Origin of the sequence: Chitinophaga sancti (assembly GCF_034087045.1) — a bacterium.
In the GTDB taxonomy this organism is placed as follows: Bacteria; Bacteroidota; Bacteroidia; order Chitinophagales; family Chitinophagaceae; genus Chitinophaga; species Chitinophaga sancti_B.
Window position 1 is genome coordinate 4,890,477 of the sequence record NZ_CP139247.1, and the last position, 26,663, is coordinate 4,917,139.

Here is a 26,663-nt window from a genome sequence, read left to right on the forward strand (position 1 = left end):
CTTTACATTTTTTAATGCTTTTTTCAAACCGTTAGCATTTAATTTTTCAGCATTTATTCAGTCCTTAAAATGCCCCCAATCTGAAAAGATCGGGGGTATCCCCTATGCTTTAGAAAAAGACTCCCTGGAAATCCAGGAGTGTCTGCGGTTTGATGACTAAGAATTTTATTTTATAACATTGACCACACCCTTGCTCAGTAGTTTAGTCCCACCCGCACTCTTCTGATAGGTTAATAACCAAACATAAGTTCCTTCATCTACTAAGACATCTTTATAACGACCATCCCATCCTTTCGATGCCTCTTTACTCTGGAAGATCAATTCCCCCCAACGATTATAAATGCTTAGATTATAGTCGTACATCGGGCCGGTTATGTGCGGTTTGAAAGTATCGTTTTTACCATCGCCGTTCGGTGTGAACGCATTCGGGAAGGTTGGAGTATCTTCACATTGTTTGTAATTAACTGTGATGTCGTCGGTCACAGAGCCACAATCATTGTAAACAGTCACTTTATAGTACCCGGTCGCTGTCACTACATACGTTGCCGTTGTAGCGCCATCCTGCCATCTGATGCTGTTGCCGGTGCCGGCATCTACACTCAGGGTCAGGGTCTGACCGATACAGATAGTGGTATCATTGCCCAGAGAAATATCTCCGAGACCAGCCACTGTTACTTTTACACTATCTGAAGAAGTCAGATTACAATATTTGTCAAGTACTGTTACAGTGTAGATACCCGGTGTGCTTACTTCCTTGATCGGATCGGTCGTACCATCATTCCAGAGGTAAGAGATCGCACTCGCGTTAGTCGCATCCAGAACTACCAGGCCACCGGCACAGATATCCTTGTCAGGACCGAGGTCTAAGCTGATGTTTGCCTTGTTGGTAACGGTCACAGTATCGGTCACTACACAACTATTCTTCGTTACAGTCACCCAGTAGTCACCAGGCTTAGATACGATGATAGAGTTTGTCAGCGATCCATCAGACCATTTCACACTGCCGCCATCTGGCTCAACCTGTAAGATCACTGTCTGATCAGGACATACAGACGTATCAGGTGTCAGGGTCACGTTTGGTGCAGTAGCCACTGTTACAGTTGCCTGGTCGGTTACAGTACAACCCTTCAGTGATACATCTACAGTATAAGTACCTGCGGTACTTACCGTGATAGATGGTCCGGTATCACCAGTGCTCCATGTGTAAGAAGCACCCTGTACATAGGCATTCAGTTTTACTGTCATACCATCACAGATAGTGGTATCGCGGATTTCGACTGTTGGTGGTTTATTCACCGTTACCTTCACAGAGTCTGTAGCGGAACAACCATTGTTGGTTACAGTTGCGTAGTAAGTACCGGCAGCAGATACGGTGATCTGTTGGGTAGTCGCTCCAGTATTCCACTTGATCGTGTAGCCTGCGCTTGCATTTGCTGCACCGGCATCCAGGGTGACTGAGTTACCTTCGCAGATCGCAGTATCGTTACCCAGGTTGACAGTTGGTTTCTGTACATATTGCAGGGTGTAAGTTACCGGATCAGATACGCAACCGGTTACGCCATCAGTTACGATGAAAGTAGCCTGTGTTGCACCATTCAGGTCGAACACATTGCTGGTCTGACTCTTCGGTGTGGTTACGGTACCTGCAGGATATACGCTCTGCAGTGTAAATGTTGGTTTGTTTACTTTGGTCAGCAGTTGCAATGCAAACTTCGTATTGTCAGAACAGTTCACTGGCAGTGTAGCGTCCAGTTGTGGTTTAGGACATGCTTCTACAGTAATGATCTGTACTCTTTCGATCGCGGCATTACCACATGCATCAGATACATTCCATCTTCTGGTGATGGTGTAACCGTTACAAGCATCCACAGTATATGGATCGGTGGTCATGGTTGCTTTCTTAGGGAAGTTGCCATCGCAGTTATCAGTTGCGTACAGGGTAGCAGCAGCTGGTATGGTACCTCCACAAGTGACAGTAACAGCAGCCGGAGCCGGATCGATCACTGGTTTGGTGGTATCTACAACTGTGATTACCTGACGAACAGTGTTGGTATTACCACATTCATCTTTCGCTACCCATGTCCTGATCAGCTGGTAGTTGCTTGCACAAGCACCGGTGATAGACTGACGGGTCTGGGAGTAGCTGATCTTCACATTGCTGGTTGCACTACAGTTGTCAGTAGCTGACAGGTTGCCTGGCGGTGTTGGCACTGCACTACAACTTACTGTAGTATCGCCTGGCGGTGTGATGGTGAATGTTGGTTTAGTAGTATCCTGAACGGTGATCACCTGTTTCATGGTGGCAGTGTTACCACAATCATCAGAAGCGGTCCAGGTACGGGTCAGGCGGTAGTTGTTAGAGCATGTAGTGCTCAGGAACACCTTCGTCTGGGATACAGATACTTTCACACTTGCAGAACAGTTGTCAGTAGCTGTGATCGTTGGCAATGCAGGTACAGCATCACAATTCACAGTCGTATCAGACACCAGGGTCATTGAGAACGCTGGTCTGGTCGTATCCTGAACGGTGATGATCTGTTTCAGAACAGTGCTGTTACCACAATTATCGGTTGCAGTCCAGGTACGTGTGATCTGGTAAGTGTTGCTGCATGTGCTGCCAGAGATTGACTGCCTGGTATCCACTGGAGTTACAGTGATAGTACCAGGTGTACAGTTGTCAGTAGCCGTCAGCGTGGCAGCTGTTGGTACCTTATCACAATCTACAGTAACGTTAGCAGGAACAGTTATGGTGAACACAGGGCCAGTCTGGTCTCTTACCGTGATGGTCTGTTTCAGGGTATCGCTGGCGTTACCACAATTATCAACCGCTACCCATTTACGGATCAGGTAGTAATTGCTGGTACACTGACCTGCGATGTCTATTCTTGTTTCAATTGGCGCGATGGTCAGGGTACCTAAACAAGCATCGTTTGCTGTGAGGTTTACAGCAGCTGGCACCTGATCACACTCTACGGTCACATCAGCAGGTGCTGTGGAAGTGAACACAGGAGCTTTGGTATCGGTCACAGTGATGGTCTGCTGGGCTGAAGTTGTGAGACCACAACGGTCTACGGCTGTCCAGGTACGTCTGATGATAGTCGTACAAGCATCCGGTGTCTGCGTATTATCAGTGTAAGTCACAGTCAGCGCCTCGTTAGTGAAAGGCTGGTGGCTGAACACTGGTGTACCGAACAGCGTAGTGTAATCTTTACCCAGTACACAATCAGTAGTGATAGCAGCTGGTACAGATACTACTACCGGAGGTGTAGTGATCCTTCTGATCTTCACCACATTGCTGATGGTGGTGCTACAAGCGCCGGAGGTCACAATTCGTCTGAACCATACGGTATCAGCGGTAAGTGTACCTGGGGTATAGGAAGCAGAAGTACCGCCTGTACCTGTAGTCACGTTAGAGAACCCGGTGGTTGCACTGGTCGTGCTGATCTGCCACTGATAAGTGAAGGTACCGTCGCCACCACTCAGGGTAGTCGTTCCTTTCAGCTGAGCAGGTGTTTCAGAAGCACACACTGTCTGATCAGCGGAGATCGTATTGCCCATTACTGGTCCCAGGTTAGTCAGTGTTACAGTAGCTGGTGAACCAGTACATGTACCATTGCTCAGGGTCCATTGGAGAACAGCCGTTGTATTTACCAGCACTATTACTTTGGCAGTCGGATTGTTCAGATCAGCAGCTGCGATGGTTGCAGTACCACTGATTACAGTCCATGTACCTTTAGAAGTAGCGATGGCGCCTGGCGTAGCAGTCATTATAAAGGCAGAGTCATTACAATGAGTCTGGTTAGCTCCGGCATTTGCAGCTTCCGGCATCATGTCGTTCTTCAGGAAGACAGTGCTGCTGGTTGCGCAGGAATTGTTAGTAATTGTCCAGATTGCAGTGGCAGTATCACCTGCTGGTACAAATATCTTAGCTGTCGGATTATTCAGATCAGCCGTTGCGATCGTAGCGGCAGAACCTGTGTAGAATGACCAGGTACCGGTACCAATGGTAGCAGTGTTGGCAGTCATGACGAAGGCACTGTCAGAACAATGCGTCTGTGCAGAACCGGCATTTGCCACATCCGGCATCTTATCATTTACCAGTTTCACTGTGCTGCTGGAAGTACATACACCGTTGGAGATGGTCCAGGTAGCAATTACGCTATCACCTTCCGGTACGCTGATGGCAGCATTTGGATTGTGCACATCCGCTGTAGCGATAGTAGCAGTAGAACCGGTTGGTAATGTCCAGGTTCCTACGGCACCGGCTACATCAGGTGTATTAGCTGCCAGGGTGAAGGTGCTGGTCGCACACTGGTGGGTATCGGTACCTGCAGCAGCTGCTGTTGGTTGCTGATAGTTTACCAGTTTAATGCTGTCTACTGTAGAACAATTACCATTTGTGATTGTCCAGTAAGCCATTACACTGTCACCCGCAGGTACGTTGATAGTAGCGGTAATGCTGTTTGCATTCGTGATAGTAGCAATTGGTGTAGATACGGTCCATGTACCGGTAGCGGTAGTCAGTGATGGTGCAGTTGCACTCATGGTGAATACGGCATCGTTACAATGTTTCAGAGAATCAGGACCCGCGTCTGCCTGGGCTGGCGCTTCGTAATTCTTCAACAGGATCATATCGTAGCTGGAGCAGACACCGTTGGTCACTGTCCAGATTGCGGTTGCGGTATCGCCTGCAGGCAGGGTGAATACGGCATTGATATTAGTAGAGTCGGTCGCGTTAAAGCTTGCGGCACTACCTGGGTACAGAGACCATTTACCTACTGCTGTTGCCAGGTTTGGTGCGGTCGCTGCCATAGTGAATGTAGTGTTATTACACTGTACCAGGGAGTCAGCACCGGCATCTGCCTGCGCTGGCTGCTGATAGTTGTACAGTTTAATTGTATCGGCACTGTAACAGATACCGTTGGTCAGTGTCCAGGAGATGTATGCACTATCACCATTTGGTACAGTGAAAGTAGTACTGTTATTATTAAGGTCAGCAGCCGGGAAGGTAGCATTACCCTTCACTACCGTCCAATAACCGATGGCACCCGGAACATCCGGAGCATTCGCCGTTACAGGGAAGGTAGTGGTCATACACTGTTGCATATCTGCTGGTACGGCGGCAGCGGTTGGTGACATATAGTTCACCAGTTTCACTGTCGCTGGTAGAACATGTACCGTTACCGATTGACCAGATAGCGAGTACGCTATCGCCTGCAGGAACAAAGATGGTAGCATTCGGATCGTTCGGATCACTTGCTACCGCGGTAGTAGTACCTACGAATGTCCATTCTCCGATAGCACCTGTTACATCAGGTACGTTTGCACTCATCACGAAAGCACTGTCAGAACAATGTTTCACCAAGTCCGTACCTGCATCAGCTTTAACAGGAGTCAGGTAGTTAGTCAGTATCACAGCCGCTGAATCAGCGCACACACCATTTGTTACAACCCAGTGTAATTCAGCAGAGGCATCATTTGGCAGCGTTATATTAGCAGCTGGCAGGTGCTCTTCGCCGGTAGCGATAGTAGCGATACCGCTGCGAACATACCATGTACCGATAGCACCTGTTACGTTTGGTGTAGAACCGGCCAGTACAAAGGCAGAACCCGCACACTTGGTCTGGTTAGTACCCGCACTTACTGCAGTTGGCTGTTCGTAATTGATCAGCACAATGTTGTCAGAAGTGGTACAACCCAGGTTGGTGATGGTCCAGCTCAGTACTACCGTAGAACCGGCAGTTACCGTGAAGGTCGTGTTCGGATCATTCAGCTGTGCAGCTGAGATAGTATAAGAAGCAGGAGATACAGCACTCCAGTAACCGGTAGCACCAGCGACAGAAGGTATATTTGCTGTCATTGTAAAGGCATCGTCGTTACAATGTTTGATAGTGTCTACACCCGCATCTGCATTAGCAGGAGGATTATTATTTACAATCCATACGGTGTCTACATCCGCACATACACCATTTGTAATCGTCCAGAACAACATGCTGCTGTCACCCACAGGGATGGTCACAGTCGTGGTTGGGCTATTGATACTTGCGATCGTTGCGGTAGAACCGGCTGGCTTAGACCATATACCGGAAGCTGTAGATACAGATGGTGCATTGGCCGCCATGGTGAAGGTCGCAGTGTTACACTGGTGCTGGTCAGGACCTGCATCTGCATCAGCTGGTTTCACATAGTTCACCAGTTTTATGCTATCCACGGTAGAACATGTACCATTCACGATTGTCCAGTAAGCCATTACGCTGTCGCCAACTGGAACTGTGATCGTAGCGGTTGTGCTGTTTGGATTGATGATAGTAGCAGTAGCTTTGGATACAGTCCAGGTGCCAACACCTACGCTAGCCGCAGTAGCTGACATCGTAAAGGTACCGTTTGCACACTGCTTGATGGAATCCGGGCCTGCCTGCGCTGTAGAAGGCGCCTGGTAGTTCTTCAGGAAAACATAATCAGTGCTGGAACAAACACCATTTGTGACAGTCCATATTAAAGTAGCAGTATCGCCGGCTGCCAGGGTCACCGTAGCTGCAGGATTGTTGAACATGCCTGTAGTGATGGTGGCTTTGCTGCCTGTAAATGCTGACCATGTACCTACTGCTGTAGCCGGAGCTGCTGCTGTAGCCTGCATGGTGAAGGAAGCGTTGTTACACTGTACGATTGAATCCGGACCGGCATTAGCAGGATCTGGGCTCTGGTAGTTAATTAATACAATACTGTCTTTATTAGAACATATACCGTTGGTCACTGTCCAGTACAGGATCGCAGTGGTATTGTTCGCTACGGTGATCACAGCATTTACATTGCTGCTATCGGCAGCTGCAATGACAGGGGTACCGCTCTTCACAGACCACTTACCCGTACCGATGGTTGGGGTTGTTGCTGACATGGTGAAGGCAGGAGTCATACACTGTTTAATAGTGTCAGGACCGGCATTCGCAGTTGATGGTGTAGCGTAATTGATCAGTTTTACGTAGTCGATAGAAGAACAAAGACCGTTGGTCACCGTCCATATCAATGTAGCAGTATCACCAGCTGCCAGGGTCACCGTAGCTGCAGGATTGTTGAACATGCCTGTAGTGATGGTGGCTTTGCTACCTGTGAAGGTGGACCAGGTACCGGTTGCGGTAGCAGGAGAAGCTGCCGTAGCCTGCATGGTGAATGTGCTGTTCGCACACTGCATAATAGAATCCGGACCGGCGTTCGCTGCTACCGGTTGCATATAGTTGGTAATTGTTACTGATGCAGAGTCAGCGCAGACACCGTTGGTAATTACCCAACGTAATAAGGCGGTCTGACCAGCTGGAACAATAACAGTTGAAGTAGCGCTGGTTGGTGTAGTCACCGTGGCAGTACCACTGCGTACATACCAGTAACCGGTTGCACCGGTCATTGGTGTAGAACCCGCAAGCGTAAACAGACTGTCAGAACAATGAGTCTGTGCAATACCTGCTGAAGTTGCGGTTGGCTGTACATAGTTGATCAGAACGATATTGTCTGAAGATGTACAACCGATATTAGTAATCGTCCATTTCAGTACCACAGTCTGACCGGCAGTTACGCTGAAGGTAGCAGTCGGGTCGTTCAGCTGAGCAGCAGAAATGGTATAAGTAGATGGAGAAACCACTGTCCAGGTACCCCATGCTCCAGATACTGACGGTGAGTTCGCGGACATTGTAAAAGTAGCGTTGTTACACTGCTTAATAGTGTCCGGACCGGCATTCGCAGCGGTGGGTGACAGGTTATTTACGATCCATACGGTGTCTACATCCGCACATACACCATTTGTAATCGTCCAGAACAACATGCTGCTGTCACCCACAGGGATGGTCACAGTCGTGGTTGGGCTGTTGATACTTGCGATCGTTGCGGTAGAACCGGCTGGCTTAGACCATGTACCGGAAGCTGTAGATACAGATGGTGCATTGGCCGCCATGGTGAAGGTCGCAGTGTTACACTGGTGTTGATCAGGACCTGCATCTGCATCAGCTGGTTTCACATAGTTGACCAGTTTTATGCTATCCACGGTAGAACATGTACCATTCACGATTGTCCAGTAAGCCATTACGCTGTCGCCTACAGGAACTGTGATCGTAGCGGTTGTACTGTTTGGATTAGTGATAGTAGCAGTTGCACTGGATACAGTCCAGGTGCCAACACCTACGCTAGCCGCAGTAGCTGACATCGTAAAGGTACCGTTCGCACACTGCTTGATGGAATCCGGGCCTGCCTGCGCTGTAGAAGGCGCCTGGTAGTTCTTCAGGAAAACATAATCAGTGCTGGAACAAACACCATTTGTGACAGTCCATATTAAAGTAGCAGTATCGCCGGCTGCCAGGGTCACCGTAGCTGCAGGATTGTTAAACATGCCTGTAGTGATGGTGGCCTTGCTGCCTGTAAATGCTGACCATGTACCTACTGCTGTAGCAGGAGCTGCTGCTGTAGCCAGCATGGTGAAAGAAGCGTTATTACACTGTACAATGGAATCCGGACCTGCATTGGCAGTAGTTGGCATAGCGTAGTTCACTAATACAATACTGTCTTTAGAAGAACAGGTACCATTCGTCACGGTCCAGTACAGGGTGGCAGTAGAACCAGTCGCTACCGTGATCACAGCATTTACGTTGCTGCTATCAGCAGTACCGATAGTAGCAGTACCGCTCTTTACAGACCACATACCAGTACCGATGGTTGGCGTAGTCGCCGCCATGGTAAAGGAAGGAGTCGCACACTGCTTCACAGTATCCGGGCCTGCATTGGCAGTAGTCGGTGTAGCGTAGTTGATCAGTTTTACATAATCGGTAGAAGAACAGGTACCGTTGGTCACTGTCCATATCAAGGTAGCGGTATCACCAGCTGCTAAGGTCACCGTAGCTGCAGGATTGTTGAACATGCCTGTAGTGATGGTGGCTTTGCTGCCTGTGAAGGTGGACCAGGTACCGGTTGCGGTAGCAGGAGAAGCTGCCGTAGCCTGCATGGTGAATGTGCTGTTCGCACACTGCATAATAGAATCCGGACCGGCGTTCGCTGCTACCGGTTGCATATAGTTGGTAATTGTTACTGATGCAGAGTCAGCGCAGACACCGTTGGTAATTACCCAACGTAATAAGGCGGTCTGACCAGCTGGAACAATAACAGTTGAAGTAGCGCTGGTTGGTGTAGTCACAGTGGCAATACCACTGCGTACATACCAGTAACCGGTTGCACCGGTCATTGGTGTAGAACCCGCAAGCGTAAACAGACTGTCAGAACAATGAGTCTGTGCAGTACCTGCTGAAGTTGCGGTTGGCTGTACATAGTTGATCAGAACGATATTGTCTGAAGATGTACAACCGATATTAGTAATCGTCCATTTCAGTACCACAGTCTGACCGGCAGTTACCGTGAAGGTCGTGTTCGGATCATTCAGCTGTGCAGCTGAGATAGTATAAGAAGCAGGAGATACAGCACTCCAGTAACCGGTAGCACCAGCGACAGAAGGTATATTTGCTGTCATTGTAAAGGCATCGTCGTTACAATGTTTGATAGTGTCTACACCCGCATCTGCATTAGCAGGAGGATTATTATTTACAATCCATACGGTGTCTACATCCGCACATACACCATTTGTAATCGTCCAGAACAACATGCTGCTGTCACCCACAGGGATGGTCACAGTCGTGGTTGGGCTGTTGATACTTGCGATCGTTGCGGTAGAACCGGCTGGCTTAGACCATGTACCGGAAGCTGTAGATACAGATGGTGCATTGGCTGCCATGGTGAAGGTCGCAGTGTTACACTGGTGCTGGTCAGGACCTGCATCTGCATCTGTTGGTTTCACATAGTTCACCAGTTTTATGCTATCCACGGTAGAACATGTACCATTCACGATTGTCCAGTAAGCCATTACGCTGTCGCCAACTGGAACTGTGATCGTAGCGGTCGTACTGTTTGGATTAGTGATAGTAGCAGTAGCTTTGGATACAGTCCAGGTGCCAACACCTACGCTAGCTGCAGTAGCTGACATCGTAAAGGTACCGTTCGCACACTGCTTGATGGAATCCGGGCCTGCCTGCGCTGTAGAAGGCGCCTGGTAGTTCTTCAGGAAGACATAATCAGTGCTGGAACAAACACCATTTGTGACAGTCCATATTAAAGTAGCAGTATCGCCGGCTGCCAGGGTCACCGTAGCTGCAGGATTGTTGAACATGCCTGTAGTGATGGTGGCCTTGCTGCCTGTAAATGCAGACCATGTACCTACTGCTGTAGCCGGAGCTGCTGCTGTAGCCAGCATGGTGAAAGAAGCATTATTACACTGTACAATGGAATCCGGACCTGCATTGGCAGTAGTTGGCATAGCGTAGTTCACTAATACAATACTGTCTTTAGAAGAACAGGTACCATTCGTCACGGTCCAGTACAGGGTAGCAGTAGAACCAGTCGCTACGGTGATCACAGCATTTACGTTGCTGCTATCAGCAGTACCGATAGTAGCAGTACCACTCTTTACAGACCACATACCAGTACCGATGGTTGGCGTAGTCGCCGCCATGGTAAAGGAAGGAGTCGCACACTGCTTCACAGTATCAGGGCCTGCATTGGCAGTAGAAGGAGTAGCGTAGTTGATCAGTTTTACATAATCGGTAGAAGAACAGGTACCGTTGGTCACTGTCCATATCAGTGTAGCGGTATCACCAGCTGCCAGGGTCACCGTAGCTGCAGGATTGTTGAACATGCCTGTAGTGATGGTGGCTTTGCTACCTGTGAAGGTGGACCAGGTACCGGTTGCGGTAGCAGGAGAAGCTGCCGTAGCCTGCATGGTGAATGTGCTGTTCGCACACTGCATAATAGAATCCGGACCAGCATTCGCTGTTACCGGTTGCATATAGTTAGTCAGTAATACAGTAGAAGAAGTGGTACAGGCGCCGTTGGTAATAGTCCAGGTCAGCGTTGCAGTCTTACCTGCAGGTACGAATACTGTAGTAGTGGGACTGGAAGTATTTGTAATAGTTGCAGTACCAGTGTAAGTCCATTCACCTGCACCTACCGAAGCGGAGTTAGCCGCCATGGTGAACAGGGAATCATTACAATGTGTCTGTGCAGGACCGGCATTGGAAGTAGTCGGTGCAGTATAAACAGTGACAGTACCGCTTGCACAGGCGGTAGTACCACATTTACCATTACTTTCTACCCTTACATAATATGTAGTCGTTGCAGACACGCTCACAGTGATAGAAGAACCAGTACCGATTGAAGTACCGGAACCACAACCACCTGCATACCATACATATTGGCCTGCGGTAGTACCATTGGCGTTAGTACCCAGGGTGCCGCCTACAACTGTCAGGGTAGCAGAACCACTTGTACAGATAGAAGGTGCACTTACAGTTACACTGGTTGGAGCGGTTGGCGGTGTTTCAACATTTACATCGATAGTGGTTGAGTTGGTACAACCACCATTATTACTTCTGAAGTTAACCGTAAATGTATAAACACCATTTGCTACACCTGTTGGAATAGCCAAAGTGATTGGCCAGTAAGAGATCTGCGTTTCAGGTACCGCAGTGAAACCAGGCATAGTACCGGTTACGCTATAGTAAGTTGGCGTACCTGAAGTAGCTACAGTATCCATCGTGAAGTACCCCTGCGTGTTGCAAACGGTATCTGGTTTAAGTATCATGGTTGGCAGCGGCGTATAATGCAGCACTACGGTATCAGTATTGTTACCACAGTTAGATGCATTATTGATCGTCCATGCCAGCTGTATATCCTGATAAGAACCGCTCGTAATACTTAAGGTAGTATTATAAGCGTGAATATCATCGATGGTTACACCAGTAGAAGCGCCAAGGAGAGACCATGTACCGGTTTCTGCAAAATCACCTGTCAGGGCTACGTTTGGTTCGTTTGCCTGCATGGTGAATACGTTATTAGTAGCACAAAGCGTGGTATCAGGACCAGCATAAGCTCTGGTAGCACCAGTGGTCAGTGTGAGGGTATCATAAGCATAGCCCACACAATCAGTATTGTCGGTAGCAGTCACTGTCCACTGCAGGTAAACAGTGATACCCGGATTGTTCAGTGTAATCACTGAAGTTGGACTGTTTCTGCTGGTAGTGAAAGTCACATAATTAGAGAAATCGATGGTAGAACTGGTGTCGCCAGACAGACCCGGACCGGTGATACCGGTTACGGTCCATGTACCCCTGGTTCCGGCAATCGCAGAACGGGTCATAGTGAAAGAGTTGTTATCGCTCGTACCATCTTCCACACAATGCGTGACATGCGTACCAGCGGGAGGCGCTGGTACCTGCGTTATTTTTAGTTTAAACGGTGCCGAAGTAACCGTACACGTATTATTTACGACGACCACAAAGAACGACGTATCCGCAAGTGTCTCAGTCGTATAGTTGAGCATGGCTGTCTGATCATTATAATCAGTCAGCAGCTGACCTGTAGCCACACTGGTACCTCTGTACCATCTGATACTCTTATTAGGATTACCGGCAGGATCGAGTGCATCAGCTATTCTCAGGGTTACCCTGCTACCGAGACACAGCGAAGTGTCAGACGCGGCGATCTCCACAATTGGCTTATCATCTTTTTTAATAGAAGTACTATTTGAATCCACGCACGTTTTACCTCCATCAATACCATAAGTGACATAACCAAATACTTTGATGGTTGTATCACTTAACACAGTGATCTGTCGATCAGGACCGATGTAGCTGGTATCACTCCATTTAAAGTAGTCATATCCACCGGATGCCTGGAGGTCAACGGTGCCTCCAACACAGACCTGTGATTTGGTTACGTTGAGCACTGGCATCGGCAGTATCGTGATCTTGACCGATGTTGACGGGGCGGCACAAGTGGCCGAAGAACTTCCTGCTTCAAAGATGCGGACACGGAACAGGTAATCTGCCGCCACGTCTTTCGTACCTTTCAATTCACCACTTTGAATAACTAACGTGTCTTTGTTAGCAGTACCATAAGGCACATTGAACCAGGTTATACCACCATCGTCAGACATTTCCCACTGGTAAGCAGGGCTGGTAAAATAGCTGGTAGGTGTATATGAAGAAACGAGGGTCATAGGAACGCCCTCACACAATACTTCTTTCAGGTTGCTCGCCGCTCCGGAGACGGAGGCATTAATAATCGGACTACAATACGAAAGTTGAATATCATCCACCGCGATATCATTACCACAACCACCGGGGAAGTTGTTGACGATTTGAACAATTACACTACTCACACCGGAAGGTACAGTGAATGATCCTCCAAATCTTTCCCAGGTTGGTTTCGCCAGGTTGGGAGAAACAGCATAAGTTTTGAAGCTGGCTAATACCTGACTTGTATTGGCCGCATTCAGGATTTGGAAAGTCACTCCCGCATATATAAAACCACTTTTACAGTCAGTAGTCATTACATAGGAGCTATCCGTATTTATGAACCAGGCACTAAAATTATACACCGAACCGCGGCAAAGTCCATCTACCTGTTTCTGGAAAAATATAGATTTCGTATAACTGGAATTAGCCACCAACATGGCTCCCCGAGCTGTACCAGTGTGATCTCCAGATGTGGCGAAGTTATTTCTCAGGTGAGTTGTATTAGAAATAGCATAATAATTATCTGCCAATTCACCAGTTGGTTGATATGTATAAGTGATAGCAGAACTGGGGGAGTAGGCCATACGGGTAGTATTCGCAGGCATTGTACCGAAGTTTTCTGTGAAACCAGGCATTTCAGCATCACCACCACTACAGGTCGAGATGGTACAATTAACGACAACAATACTTTGTGTTTTAGTAACCGTAGAGTAAACAGTTTTACCACCACTTGTGGTCGCATAGGTCATCGCAACTTTAAAGGTATACTTACCGGGTACGAGGAACTGCAATGTCAGCAGGTTCGTTTGGTTCAGGAGGGTATCCTTAATGGAGGATGTTCTTTCAGAATACAGGATGTTATAATCTGCATTGGTGCCATTGGGTGTCGTAATTGTCCAGTTGGCTTTAGAAGCATTACCGCTTGCCAGCTGCACATTCATGCTGGTAAACTTGAGCTGGTCAGCAGTGCTATTATTAGTAGACATACAAACCGTATCCGGCATATTAAGATACCAGGTTTGGCCCCTCGCTGTACCCAATAGAAGGCACATACAACTAATTATGAAAATAGTTGATCTTATCATTGTTCTAGGCAGTTGTACTGTTATAAGATGGAATTTTGTGCTACGACAAGAGAGCTATGAGATCCAATTCCAAAAAAGATCTCTAATACTTCCTTGAAGGGAATAAGGCATATATCATGTTATTTAATGTTGGTTCAGTCGAAGGTATGAGTGCAAATATAGATATATTTAAATTTTAATTTAAGATTCATTTAACTTTTATCTAAATTTAATATTTGAATTTTTAAATCAATTGATTGATAGTTATTAAAACATATTATAATGGATAATGCAAGCTTTTTAACCCAGATTGCAAACAGAAATTTTAATATTGTTTTAATATAGATGCTACAATCGCCCTGTGAATGGTATATAAGCTGTCAAATAGATTGTGCTTAATATGCAGCATGATGCTTCTTTTATAAGTAATGTCTGAAGTCGTAAACTATAAGTAATAGAGCAGGAATGTAAAGATGAAAATCTAAGCGTAGAACAAATAAAGGGTTAACTACTATGCTTACGCGTAATTATAATTATGGGCTGATTATTTATGCTTGTACGTTAGGTCCTGGACATTTATTCTTGCGGTAATTTGGTAAGTTAAACCAAGTACAAATGGCTAACGTTTTAATTATGTGACAGAACAAAACAACATACTTTTTAGAACTCAAGCTCCTTAAATAAAGAAAGAGCGTGTATCAAAAGTAAGATACACGCTCTTTTCACTCGGATACCTGATGGAGCCCGGTTTCCATGTATGCGGTTCTAAGGAGGTTCATTTATTTTTTTTGATATATCCAGTTTTTTTATTATGAAAGCTCTTACACCACCACCGGCAAACTAAACCCAAACGTCGCTCCTTCTCCCAGCCTGCTATCCACCCAGATCTTCCCACCCTGTGCCTCTATAAACTCTCTCGATATCGACAACCCCAGCCCAGTCCCTGCTTTCTCTGGCGTACCAGGCACCTTAAAATACCTGTCAAATATCTTCGGCAGATACTTCTCATCTATCCCCCTCCCATGATCCTCCACCGTAAAAGAAATATTATTATGATGAATCGCAGTAGTCAACACAATTTCATCATCCTCCGGTGAATACTTCACCGCATTCGTCAAAAAATTCGTCAACACCCAGGCCGTCTTCTCCGGATCCGTCAGCATCTTACATGGAGTAGCCGCCTCTTCCACCCGTACCCTGATATTCTTCTGCTGTGCTAAAAAACTTACGGTACTCGTCGCATTTTCAATAATAATCCCCGGACTCACTGGCGCTATCTTCAATTGTATATGCCCCGTTTCTACCTGGCTCATATTCAGCAACTCACTGGTGATCTTTAACAACCTGTCTGAATCATCTGTAATACTCCGGATCAACTCATCCTGCTCTTTATTTACCGAACCCACCCGATGATCCGCCAATAACTGCGCACTCATTTTTATACTGGCAATAGGTGTCTTTAACTCATGGGAAATGGTCGCGATAAAGTTCGTCTTTGCCTCATTCAACTCATGAAATGGCGTGATATTCCTTAACACTATCACCTGCCCGATCACCCGCTCATTATTATCTACATTGATCACATCAAGATGAAAATAACTCTCTTTGTTATCCGCAAAGATCTTCAATTCCTTCTCCTTATTATTCTCCTGCAATAAACTACGCATCAGGTCATTCTGCAACGCCACATCCGGTGCATATTTACCAGCTATCTCCATCTCTTTCAACCCTAACAACTTCTCTGCTACACGATTTGCAAATAGAATATGCCGGGTATCATCAATCCCGATAATGCCATCATTCATCTGGTTAATGATGGTATCAATACGGGATTTCTCAAATTTAATTTTAGCGAGATTACTATGTTCATATTCATTCAGCTTTTCCGCCATCGTATTGAATGCCTGTGCCAGCTCTCCGAATTCATCATGCTGATTCAGGTGTATCCTGCGGGAATAGTCTTTATTCACAATAGATTTGATCCCTTCTGACAATGCATTGATAGGCTCACTGATAATACCCGGGAAGTTCACCGCCAGTGTAAATGCAACCAATGAAAGTAAAGAAAAGATAAGTACCAGCCAGTTACTAAACCGCTTTGCATTTGACATCGCAGTATTGTTCTTCGTAAAGATAGCCTGTTGATTGGCGGTATTGATCAGGTATATTTTCTCTCTTAATAATTGTTGCAGTGAGTCATTTGATGGCGATTTTTTCAACTGCTCAAAAAGCGCCCTTACTGCGCCTGTAGCTGCGCCTTCACCGGGTTCTGTGATGTTCGATTCCTGTTTGGCCAGGTTCTGCTCAAAGGCTTGAATACTGGCAGGGTTTGTACGAAACTGCTCGAGGGTCTGCAACATATTATTACTATACACCAGCGTTTCGTAGTTATCTTTCAATACAAGATGTGCATCCTTCTTCATCAGGTTGATAGAGAAGATACCCAGCAATCCGGATACCAGGATGGCCGTAAATAAAAACCCAATGCCTATACTTAATTTCGTTTTCAGGCGCATCTTAAGACAGAATTATAACATCAATATCCGATTCTGACAACTTCCCCAGCAACTGGGAAAATACTGCCGTATTCAACACCATCCCCAATACATTCAAATGAGGTTTGCCCATACAAATAGTGGTAATGTTCTTTTCTTCGGCTGTAACCATGATCGTTTTGGCAATATTACTACTTTTTACTTTCAGTACTTCTCCTCCCAGTTCCATCGCCAGTTTGAAATTGTTGATCAGGTGGCGCTGGGAGGCCAGCTCGATCCTGTCCATATTCTCCTTTGGCGTTTGTACATACAATACATAAAACCGGCTATGGTAGTACGCCGCCAGTCGGGCCGTTTTGCGGATCACCTTGCGGGCTATAGCATGATTGCTGCTGATGCAGGCCAGAAACCGCTCACTGCGCAGGTGTGCTGTCCGGGGCAGCGCCGTTTCTATTTTATGCTCCACCTGCGAAGCTACCTCTTTCAATGCCAGCTCACGGAGTTGTAAGATCTTTTCCGGCTGGAAGAAGTTCTTCATGGCTACCGCAATCTTATCCGGTGTATAAATCTTCCCTTCCTGTAAACGGGTGATGAGCTCATCGGCGGTGAGGTCAATGTTGACGACTTCATCTGCCTGCATCAGAACGCTGTCAGGAATCCGCTCCGATACATCGATGCCCGTAATATTCTTTACTGAAGCCTGCAGACTTTCTATATGCTGGATATTCACCGCGCTGATCACATTGATACCCGCATCCAGTATCTCCATCACATCCTGCCAGCGTTTTTCGTTCTTACTACCTTCTATGTTGGAGTGGGCCAGTTCATCGATCACCACTATTTCCGGATGCAGGTTCAGTACTGCCTGCATATCGAGTTCGTCCAGCATCTTGCCTTTGTAAAATAGCTGGCGCCGGGGTATGACAGGTAACCCCTCCAGTAAGGAGTGGGTTTCCGGCCTGTTATGGGTTTCGATGTATGCGATCTGGATGTTGACACCGTTCCGCAGCAGGGTCCTTGCCTCTGTAAGCATACGATAGGTTTTGCCTACACCGGCACTCATGCCGATGTAGACTTTAAATTTTCCTCTTCTGGACTGACGGATCAGGTCGAGGAAATGTTGGACATTATTTTCTTTTTCAGTCATGAAAGGAAAGACTGTTTTGTGTTATCCTGAAAAGAAATTTTTATTGAACCACCACCTGTTCCCCTGCACGCACGCCTGCCCGCGATCCCGCATGTTCTTCCGGCGTATATAACATCGCCGTACATATACAATGTTTAAAATCCTTTTGCTGTAAAATGTCATAATTGACACAACCCTTACACCCTGCCCAGAAATTCTCATCTTTCGTGATCTCACTAAATGTAACAGGTTCAAATCCCAGTTTGGTATTCATTTTCATTATCGTCAAACCACTCGTAATACTGAATACCTTTGCTGCAGGATACAGTTCCCCCGATAACCGGAAGATCCTTTTCTTAATCCTTGAAGCAACCCCCATATTACGAAAGGCAGGGTTCACTATCAAACCAGAATTAGACACATACTCCCCATGCCCCCATATTTCAATATAAGAAAATCCTACCCAAACTTTATCAGCCGTCACCGCTATCACCGCTTTCCCCTGCCTGATCTTGTCAATAATGGCAGATACGGGTCTCTTTCCTATCCCGGTCCCCCTGGCTTTTGCCGAAGCTTCCATTTCATCCGTAATTATAGCGGCATACTGAATGTCAGAAAGCGTCGCCTTTCTGACGATTATCCGGTCGTGTTCCATTGTGCAAATTATTTTAACGCGTCCAGCGCGATATTGAGTTTTAAGACATTAATTTTATCCGGGCCTAACCACGATTTATCTGTATGATTGGCGATTAACTGGTGCAATACTCTGACGTCGATATGACGGGTTGCAGCAATCCTGATCACCTGTATGTCCGCCGCAGCGGGAGAGATGTCAGGATCCAGACCACTCCCGGAAGCAGTGACTAATTCACTTGGAATGTCTGCTATTGCAGTACCGGGATTATGTGCCAGAAAGGTATCTATACGCTCCTGTACCGTTTTGATATAATCAGGATTGCTCGCTGCTTTGTTTGAACCACCGGAGCCTGCTGCATTGTAATCTACGGCAGAAGGACGACCCTGGAAATATTTATCCTCCGTAAATTTCTGGCCTACATTTTCATAGCCTACTACTTTCCCATTCACCATAACCGTGCGGCCTTTACCCTGGCCCATCGCAAAGTGTGCCACACCAGCTATCAGCAGGGGATAGGCCACCCCAAGCAACAGGATTAAAATCAACGTCAGTTTTATAGAAGGCAAAAGATACTTTTTCATGATTGCAAATTTTACATAAAGATGGATAAGAACAGGTCTATCAGTTTGATACCGATAAAGGGGATGATCACACCACCCAGACCATATATAAACAGGTTTCTGCGTAACAAGGCACTCGCCCCAATTGGCTTATAAGCAACCCCTTTCAGTGCCAGTGGTATCAATGCAGGTATGATAAGCGCATTGAAGATCACAGCAGAGAGGATCGCACTCTCCGGACTTTTCAGGTGCATAATATTCAGGCCCTGTAATGCGGGTATAGCTGTCACGAACAGCGCCGGCACTATGGCGAAATACTTAGCCACGTCGTTGGCAATAGAGAACGTAGTCAATGTACCACGGGTCATGAGCAGCTGTTTGCCGATCTCTACGATCTCAATGAGTTTGGTTGGGTCGTTGTCCAGGTCCACCATGTTCCCCGCTTCTTTTGCCGCCTGTGTGCCACTGTTCATCGCCACACCTACATCCGCCTGCGCCAGTGCAGGCGCATCGTTTGTACCATCACCCATCATCGCTACGAGCTTACCACCTTCCTGTTCACGACGGATGTAAATCATTTTATCTTCAGGTTTTGCTTCGGCAATGAAGTCGTCTACACCTGCTTTCTCTGCAATGAATTTAGCCGTCAGTGGGTTGTCGCCTGTCACCATCACCGTCTTTACACCCATCCGGCGCAACCGTTCAAAACGCTCACGGATACCGGGTTTGATAATATCCTGCAATTCGATCACACCCATTACCTGTTCATTCTGACTCACCACCAGTGGCGTACCACCATTGGAAGAGATCTCTTTTACTTTCTCTTCTGTTTCAGCAGGAAATGAATTTGCAAGCCTGCGAATTGAATCATACGCGCCTTTACGAATACGCAGGTGACCTACATTCACACCACTACACCGTGTCTCGGCCGTAAAAGGAATAAAAGTAGCACCGTCTGCGTGTAAACTGCTGGATTTGATACCTTTCTCCGCAGCTAATTCAATGATCGATTTACCTTCAGGTGTTTCATCTGCTAAAGAAGCCAATACACATGCTTCGAAGAACTCTTTTTTACCGACAGCAAAAGCAGGCCAGAAATGAGTCGCTTTCCTGTTACCGATAGTGATAGTCCCTGTTTTATCGAGCAGGAGGGTATCCAGGTCACCAGCGGTTTCCACGGCTTTACCACTCTTCGTGATCACATTCGCCCTCAGGGCGCGGTCCATACCTGCTATACCAATAGCACTTAGTAAGCCACCGATAGTAGTAGGTATCAGGCACACAAAGAGAGAGACAAATGCAGCAATGGTGATCGGTGTATGTGAGAAGTCACCAAAAGGTTTCAGTGTCACACATACAATAATGAACACCAGTGTAAAGCTAGCCAGCAGGATCGTAAGGGCAATCTCATTCGGCGTTTTCTGCCGGCTGGCGCCTTCAACAAGGGCGATCATTTTGTCCAGGAAACTTTCCCCGGGATCTGTCGTCACCTTCACTTTAATTTTATCACTCAGCACTTTGGTACCACCGGTTACAGAGCTTTTATCTCCGCCTGATTCGCGGATGACCGGGGCAGATTCACCTGTGATGGCAGATTCATCTATGGTGGCGAGGCCCTGAATGATCTCACCATCCATAGGAATCATGTCTCCGGCTTCACAAATAAAGATATCGCCTTTTCGCAGTTGGGAAGAAGGAACTATTTTCACTTCGTCCATAAAGATTTCACCGACTGCCAGTATTTTTTTGGCAGGGGTTTCTTCTCTTGTTTTACGCAGACTTTCCGCCTGCGCTTTTCCCCTTGCTTCGGCGATGGCCTCTGCAAAGTTGGCAAAGAGTAAGGTTAAAAACAGGATGATAAAGACCGTAAGATTATATCCGGGCGCCCCCTGTGAGCGATCGCCGGTAAAGTAGGTATATAAGGTCACAGCCAGCATAATAGCAGTACCTATCTCAACGGTGAACATGACCGGGTTGCGGAACATGATCTTTGGAGACAGCTTCACGAAAGCCTGTTTCAGTGCGCCGGCAAATTTATAATTAGACATGACAGATACGATTTAATAAAGTTGAAAGAATTCGGCAATAGGTCCCAGTGTCAATGCCGGGAAGAAGGCCAGTGCAGCTACGATCATAATCACAGCATACGTCATGATACCGAAAGTGGCCGTATCCGTTTGCAACGTACCGGCTGATTCAGGCGTGTATTTCTTGCCAGCCAGGATACCTGCGATCGCCACCGGACCAATGATGGGCAGGAAACGACCTAACAACATCACCATACCCGTGCTGATATTCCAGAAGATATTATTGTCACCCAGGCCTTCAAAACCGGAACCATTGTTGGCAGAGGCAGAAGTATATTCATACAACATCTCTGAAAAACCATGGTGACCGGGATTATTCAACCATCCTGCCTGTGGATAGTAAGCCGCGATAGCAGTACTCACGAGTACTAGAAATGGATGGAAGAGGGCGATGATCGCAGCGATCTTCATTTCCTTTGCTTCTACCTTACGCCCCATGAATTCAGGGGTTCTGCCTACCATGAGACCGGATATAAACACGGCGATGATGAGGAAGATAAAGTAGTTGAGCAGGCCCACACCTTTACCGCCATAAAAGCAGTTGATCATCATACCGAGTAGTTGCATGGCGCCGGAAAGCGGCATAGAACTATCGTGCATAGAGTTCACCGAACCGGTAGAGATGATGGTCGTCATTACCTGCCAGTAAGCAGAAGCTGCTACGCCGAAGCGGACTTCCTTGCCTTCCATAGCACTGTGATCATGCAACCCGATTTTTGCAAGGGCAGGATTACCACCCAGTTCGGAAAGCATATTGGGGATCATCAGGGTGAGCATACCAATAGTCATGACACCGAAGATGGCATAACCGAGTTTCCGGCGATTGATGAAGAATCCAAAGGCAAACACCAATGCCATTGGAAGTATACACTGCGCGATGGCTTCCACCATATTGGTGAAATAACTGGGGTTTTCCAGCGGGTGGGCAGAGTTAGTGCCGAACCAGCCACCACCGTTAGTACCTAAATGTTTGATCGCGATCATGCCGGCAGCTGGTCCACGGGATACCTGTACCGTATCACCCTGCAGGGTGGTAATGGTATCCTTACCATCGAGGGAAGCAGGCGTACCGCTAAAGGCGAGGATGATCGCCATAATCACGGCTAACGGCAATAACAGGCGCGTGATCGTCTTAATAAAGAAAACGAAGAAGTTACCCAGCTTCTCAGTCGTTTTGCCCGCAAACGCCTTAAAAAGCACCGCTACCGCTGCCACACCGGTTGCTGCAGATACAAATTGCAGGAAGGTGATGACGATGAGCTGTGTCAGGTAAGTCAATCCGGATTCGCCGGAATAGTGCTGCAGGTTACAGTTGACGAGAAAACTGATACTGGTATTAAAGGCCAGATCGGGTGTCATGTTCGCATTACCATCCGGGTTGAGGGGAAGGTGAGACTGGAACAGGAGTACGAAGAAGGCATAGATGAGCCAGACCAGGTTGATGGTTAATAAAGCCACCATGTGCTGTTTCCAGTTCATTTCCTTATTTGGATCGATGCCGCAGATGCGGTAGAGGAATCTTTCAAAAGGATGGAGAAAGTCGGTAAAGGTCGGCGCCCCGCTGAATACGCTGGCTATGTACTTTCCGAGGGGGAAAGCAATCAGTAAGGTGATTAAAAAAGTGGCTAAGACGCCTGTCATTTCGCTGTTCATTTTAGAATTTTTCAGGTTTTAAGAGCACATACACCAGGTAGATGAATACGAGGATGGATATGATCAGGAGTAATGTCATCATAGCTTAGATGTTTTCGAAAAAGTCAATAGATTTATAAAAGATGTAAAAACAGGCTGCTAAGATGAGCAGGTAGATGAATGTGAGCATATGTTTAAGCGTGTAGTTGTTGGATATAAGCAGAGAAGATGTTAACGGGCATCTTGCTTTGTATTTCCTGCCATTCCTGGCGGGAGCAAACCATTTTCATGGCGCTGAAGCTGTAGATGAATACGTTTTCGATGGCTGTTTTTACCAGCTGATTACCTTTGTTGTAGATTTTTTCGGCCAGGAACATGGTGTGTTGTACTTCTCTGATTTCATGGTCCTGGATCATTTTCAGGGTATAATTAGCCAATACTTTGATACAGAGATAGGCAGAGCCGAATACGGGGGCTTTGACTATTTCTTTTTGGATGGAAGGGATTTCATCTGCGATTTCGGCAGCGGCTTCATATTGGTTCATAAAAAATGATTTTTATATGGGGAGTGAAGCCAATTGGTGTGCCGGGGTGGTTATTCTCTTTTAATTGGTTGATTTACAATAGAAATGGTAAATGGCTGAAATGATAAAACCCTCTCAAAATGAGAGGGTTTTATCATTTTGGAGGGGCCTGCGGCCGGCTAGAGTTTATACTCTTCTATCTTCCTGTACAGGGTAGCAAGTCCTATATTTAATAGCTTTGCTGCTTCTGTTTTATTGTTTTTAGTATGATGTAATACCTTAATGATATGTAACTTTTCTACACTTGCCAGGTCAAATGCAGACAGTATATTTGATGACTTATCTGCTATCTGCAGGTCAAAAGGTAAATGCTCTACCATGAGTTCATCACCCTCGGCAAGTATGACCGCCCGTTCCAACACATTTTTCAGCTCCCGTATATTCCCTTTCCATTCATGCAATTGCAGTTTTTCTACAAATGCCGGCGCCATGGTCAGGGGCTTTCGGTTATTGCGATTGGCAGCGAGCAAAATAAAATATTCCGCCAGTACGGGAATGTCTTTTTTCCTTTCTCTTAGCGGAGGCAGGGTAATCGCGAATACATTCAGCCTATAATAGAGATCTTCCCTGAAAAGCCCTTTTTCGGCTTCTGTCTTCAGATCCCGGTTCGTTGCGGCAATGATGCGCACATTTACTTTGGTAGGTTTGGTATCGCCTACTTTTATAAACTCCCCGGTTTCCAATACGCGGAGTAGTTTAGCCTGGAGATCCAGTGGCATTTCACCAAGTTCGTCGAGGAAGATGGTGCCGTTATTAGCTTCTTCAATCAGGCCTTTTTTGTCGCGGGTGGCATTGGTAAAAGCCCCGGCTTTATAACCGAACAGTTCACTTTCCAGCAGTTCCCGGCTGAAGGCGCTACAGTTCAGGGCAACAAACGGTTTGCCGGCGCGCCTGCTATTATTATGGATAGCCTGGGCAAAGACTTCTTTACCCGTGCCGGTTTCACCTAATAATAATACAGTTGTATCGGCAGGTGCTACTTTGCTGGCCTGGGCGATGGCTTCGGAGATGGGGCGGGAATTGCCAAGGATACTTTCAAAGCTATATTTCTGTCCTACCTGTTTTTCCAGTTTTTCGATCCGTTTTTGCAGCAGCACTTTTTCATGAGCGCGGTTCAGCAAAGGGATGATACGGTTATTGTCATCTCCTTTGGTAAGGTAGTCGAAAGCCCCGTTTTTAATAGCCTGCACGCCGTCGGGGATGTTGCCATAGGCGGTGAGGAGGATGACTTCTACAGAAGGATATTTTTCTTTGATGGTCTTCACGTAGTCTACGCCACTGCCGTCGGGTAGTTTTACATCGCAGAGCACGACATCAACTTCTTCTTTATCGAGTAACTTTTGCGCTGATTTGATATTACCGGTTTCCAGGACGTTGTAACCTTCCAGTGTGATGATGCGTTTCATCAGGCTGCGTAACTTCTCTTCATCGTCGATTATGAGCACAGTTCCTGTCATATAGTTTATTTGTAGGGCAAAATTAAGGTTTCCTTGTTAGTAATAGACTTGTCCATGTAATTATAGATTATTGGAAGTACAAGCGAGTTCAACGCATATTCATTTATTAGTATGAAAAGCATTTTGCGTGCGTACTGGTTCTGGCAGGCGTGTTTTTCACAGCAAACTGCTATTATCCTGACCGGATTGGGTTCGAATTTTATTTGCAACGAATAGAATAGCAGTTTTTATTGTTTGTTATTTGGGACATGGTTGCCAAATAGGGCGCCGGTGAAATGAAATTTTAATAAAATAGCGTTTCAGATAATTGTTCAATTGGTTCTCATCAATGATGGAAAAAATTCACCATAATACAGGAATTTGAGAAAAAAATTTGCCAGATTAACCTATTATCGTAATATTGCAATATATATGGGAGCAACAAAGTCAGATTTATTCACAAAGCAGCAAAATGACATAGCCAATCTGGCTAAAGCAATTGCACATCCTGCACGTATTGCTATTCTGCAATACCTGGTCAGGAAAAATGCCTGTGTTTGTGGTGATCTGGTAGAAGAACTGGGGCTTGCCCAGGCAACCACTTCACAACACTTGAAGGAATTAAAAAACGCTGGTATCATTCAGGGTTCAATAGAAGGTGTAAGTGTCTGTTATTGCATTAATCCGAAGGTGTGGAAGCAGTGTAAAGAAGTGTTCAACTGCTTTTTTAAAGAGGTGGCAGAAATCAAAGAGTGCTGTTGATTTTTTTTGTTCTAATTGATCGCAATATTGCAATTATACAATAAATGAAATGTTATGGCAAACGATCAGGAAATTAAAGACATGGTAAGGCAGAAATACAGTGAAATAGCCTTACAGGATAAAGCGGATAACCAGGCATCCTGCTGCGGTGCTGGCGGATGCTCCACCGAAGTATACAACATTATGAGTGATGATTACACCACTTTGGAAGGTTATAATGCTGATGCCGATTTAGGATTAGGTTGCGGTCTGCCTACGCAGTACGCACAGATCAAAAAAGGCGACACTGTAATAGACCTGGGTAGTGGTGCAGGCAATGACTGCTTTATAGCACGCCATGAAACGGGAGAAACCGGCAAGGTGATAGGGATTGACTTTACACCTGCTATGATTGACAAGGCCCGTACCAATGCAGAAGTTAGGGGATTCAATAACGTGGAGTTCAGGCAGGGAGATATTGAGAAAATGCCGGTTACAGCAAACGTGGCTGATGTAGTGGTAAGTAACTGCGTATTAAACCTTGTTCCCAACAAAGACGGTGTATTTAAAGAGATCTTCCGCGTACTGAAACCTGGTGGTCATTTCAGCATATCAGACATTGTACTGGAAGGCAATTTACCTCCCGCTATCCAGCAGGCAGCAGAAATGTATGCAGGCTGTGTATCTGGTGCTATCCAAAAGCAGGTGTACATGGAGTTGATTACTACAAACGGATTTACCAACATTACCCTACAAAAAGAGAAAGCGATCATTATACCTGATGATATTCTTTCTGGCTACTTATCAGCAGAAGAAATTGCACAATTCAAAAACAGCAATACGGGCATTTACAGTGTTACTGTCTATGCTGAAAAACCAAAAGAAGCAGCTTGTTGTCCTCCCGGCTGTTGTTAATCCATGCAATGCTACGAGTATTTAGTGATCAGCTTCCAGGCATTACTTTATAAAGCCACACTGCCTGCAAAGTATTACCTGTTTAAGGCCTGTAATACTAACGAGAGCGGTTGTGCTGATTTACCGGGTTCATTTTATACTACGCAAATGGGTTATAAAAATCCCATAGAGGTGCAGGACGATGCAGAGCTGGAAAAAGAGTTTAACACCATTGCAGCAGAGATCAACACTGCAATGCTGAACGCGCTTTGATAACATTGCAGTAAAACGGATTTTGTATATAGAC

General features: G+C 46.3%; 14 protein-coding genes. 3 read left to right on the top strand and 11 right to left on the bottom strand.

The genetic code is table 11. The features are described from left to right. Nucleotides 1–165: 165 nt before the first annotated feature. From SIO70_RS20005 to SIO70_RS20050, 11 genes are all read right to left on the bottom strand, one after another. Nucleotides 166–5,106 carry a gliding motility-associated C-terminal domain-containing protein gene (locus tag SIO70_RS20005; RefSeq protein WP_320582069.1) on the bottom strand — a complete coding sequence of 1,647 codons (4,941 nt, stop codon included), beginning with the start codon at nucleotides 5,104–5,106 and terminating at the stop codon, nucleotides 166–168. Beyond that, on the bottom strand, nucleotides 5,015–14,152 hold the full coding sequence (locus SIO70_RS20010) for a hypothetical protein (protein WP_320573671.1): 9,138 nt from the start codon (nucleotides 14,150–14,152) through the stop codon (nucleotides 5,015–5,017). The genes SIO70_RS20005 and SIO70_RS20010 overlap by 92 nt, the downstream gene beginning before the upstream one ends. A gap of 833 nt (nucleotides 14,153–14,985) precedes the next feature. Continuing rightward, complete coding sequence (locus SIO70_RS20015) at nucleotides 14,986–16,680, bottom strand: ATP-binding protein (RefSeq protein ID WP_320573673.1); 1,695 nt, start codon at nucleotides 16,678–16,680, stop codon at nucleotides 14,986–14,988. Nucleotide 16,681: 1 nt separating this feature from the next. Then, nucleotides 16,682–17,806: a sensor protein KdpD gene (locus SIO70_RS20020; RefSeq protein WP_320573675.1), complete on the bottom strand. Its 1,125-nt coding sequence runs from the start codon at nucleotides 17,804–17,806 to the stop codon at nucleotides 16,682–16,684. 40 nt (nucleotides 17,807–17,846) lie between these two features. Next, nucleotides 17,847–18,440, bottom strand: a complete 594-nt coding sequence (locus tag SIO70_RS20025; RefSeq protein ID WP_320573676.1) for an N-acetyltransferase — start codon at nucleotides 18,438–18,440, stop codon at nucleotides 17,847–17,849. An 8-nt stretch (nucleotides 18,441–18,448) separates the two neighbouring features. Then, nucleotides 18,449–19,003: a potassium-transporting ATPase subunit KdpC gene (kdpC, locus tag SIO70_RS20030; protein WP_320573678.1), complete on the bottom strand. Its 555-nt coding sequence runs from the start codon at nucleotides 19,001–19,003 to the stop codon at nucleotides 18,449–18,451. A gap of 11 nt (nucleotides 19,004–19,014) precedes the next feature. Further along, complete coding sequence (gene kdpB / locus SIO70_RS20035; RefSeq protein ID WP_320573680.1) at nucleotides 19,015–21,030, bottom strand: potassium-transporting ATPase subunit KdpB; 2,016 nt, start codon at nucleotides 21,028–21,030, stop codon at nucleotides 19,015–19,017. A gap of 12 nt (nucleotides 21,031–21,042) precedes the next feature. Next, the gene (gene kdpA, locus SIO70_RS20040) at nucleotides 21,043–22,722 is read right to left on the bottom strand and encodes a potassium-transporting ATPase subunit KdpA (RefSeq protein WP_320573682.1); all 1,680 of its coding nucleotides are present in this window, start codon (nucleotides 22,720–22,722) and stop codon (nucleotides 21,043–21,045) included. Nucleotide 22,723: 1 nt separating this feature from the next. Beyond that, a complete protein-coding gene (gene kdpF / locus SIO70_RS33445) occupies nucleotides 22,724–22,804 on the bottom strand; it encodes a K(+)-transporting ATPase subunit F (RefSeq protein WP_044219073.1) in 81 nt (26 codons plus the stop codon). Between the two features lie 91 nt (nucleotides 22,805–22,895). Continuing rightward, nucleotides 22,896–23,246, bottom strand: a complete 351-nt coding sequence (locus tag SIO70_RS20045) for a hypothetical protein (RefSeq protein WP_320573684.1) — start codon at nucleotides 23,244–23,246, stop codon at nucleotides 22,896–22,898. Nucleotides 23,247–23,404: 158 nt separating this feature from the next. Continuing rightward, on the bottom strand, nucleotides 23,405–24,742 hold the full coding sequence (locus SIO70_RS20050) for a sigma-54 dependent transcriptional regulator (RefSeq protein WP_320573686.1): 1,338 nt from the start codon (nucleotides 24,740–24,742) through the stop codon (nucleotides 23,405–23,407). A gap of 411 nt (nucleotides 24,743–25,153) precedes the next feature. On the opposite strand from SIO70_RS20050, the gene SIO70_RS20055 reads away from it, so the two are divergent. The 3 genes from SIO70_RS20055 to SIO70_RS20065 are packed head-to-tail and all read left to right on the top strand — an operon-like array spanning nucleotide 25,154 to nucleotide 26,629. Further along, the gene (locus SIO70_RS20055) at nucleotides 25,154–25,483 is read left to right on the top strand and encodes a metalloregulator ArsR/SmtB family transcription factor (protein ID WP_320573688.1); all 330 of its coding nucleotides are present in this window, start codon (nucleotides 25,154–25,156) and stop codon (nucleotides 25,481–25,483) included. A 54-nt stretch (nucleotides 25,484–25,537) separates the two neighbouring features. Further along, the gene (locus tag SIO70_RS20060; protein WP_320573690.1) at nucleotides 25,538–26,377 is read left to right on the top strand and encodes an arsenite methyltransferase; all 840 of its coding nucleotides are present in this window, start codon (nucleotides 25,538–25,540) and stop codon (nucleotides 26,375–26,377) included. 3 nt (nucleotides 26,378–26,380) lie between these two features. Further along, complete coding sequence (locus SIO70_RS20065; protein WP_320573692.1) at nucleotides 26,381–26,629, top strand: hypothetical protein; 249 nt, start codon at nucleotides 26,381–26,383, stop codon at nucleotides 26,627–26,629. Nucleotides 26,630–26,663: the final 34 nt, after the last annotated feature.

Coding starts and splice junctions, on each gene's coding strand:
- SIO70_RS20005 (WP_320582069.1), bottom strand. CDS start 5,106: ATGCAACAGTGTATGACCACTACCTTCCCTGTAACGGCGAATGCTCCG.
- SIO70_RS20010 (WP_320573671.1), bottom strand. CDS start 14,152: ATGTGCCTTCTATTGGGTACAGCGAGGGGCCAAACCTGGTATCTTAAT.
- SIO70_RS20015 (WP_320573673.1), bottom strand. CDS start 16,680: ATGCGCCTGAAAACGAAATTAAGTATAGGCATTGGGTTTTTATTTACG.
- SIO70_RS20020 (WP_320573675.1), bottom strand. CDS start 17,806: ATGACTGAAAAAGAAAATAATGTCCAACATTTCCTCGACCTGATCCGT.
- SIO70_RS20025 (WP_320573676.1), bottom strand. CDS start 18,440: ATGGAACACGACCGGATAATCGTCAGAAAGGCGACGCTTTCTGACATT.
- kdpC (WP_320573678.1), bottom strand. CDS start 19,003: ATGAAAAAGTATCTTTTGCCTTCTATAAAACTGACGTTGATTTTAATC.
- kdpB (WP_320573680.1), bottom strand. CDS start 21,030: ATGTCTAATTATAAATTTGCCGGCGCACTGAAACAGGCTTTCGTGAAG.
- kdpA (WP_320573682.1), bottom strand. CDS start 22,722: ATGAACAGCGAAATGACAGGCGTCTTAGCCACTTTTTTAATCACCTTA.
- kdpF (WP_044219073.1), bottom strand. CDS start 22,804: ATGATGACATTACTCCTGATCATATCCATCCTCGTATTCATCTACCTG.
- SIO70_RS20045 (WP_320573684.1), bottom strand. CDS start 23,246: ATGAACCAATATGAAGCCGCTGCCGAAATCGCAGATGAAATCCCTTCC.
- SIO70_RS20050 (WP_320573686.1), bottom strand. CDS start 24,742: ATGACAGGAACTGTGCTCATAATCGACGATGAAGAGAAGTTACGCAGC.
- SIO70_RS20055 (WP_320573688.1), top strand. CDS start 25,154: ATGGGAGCAACAAAGTCAGATTTATTCACAAAGCAGCAAAATGACATA.
- SIO70_RS20060 (WP_320573690.1), top strand. CDS start 25,538: ATGGCAAACGATCAGGAAATTAAAGACATGGTAAGGCAGAAATACAGT.
- SIO70_RS20065 (WP_320573692.1), top strand. CDS start 26,381: ATGCAATGCTACGAGTATTTAGTGATCAGCTTCCAGGCATTACTTTAT.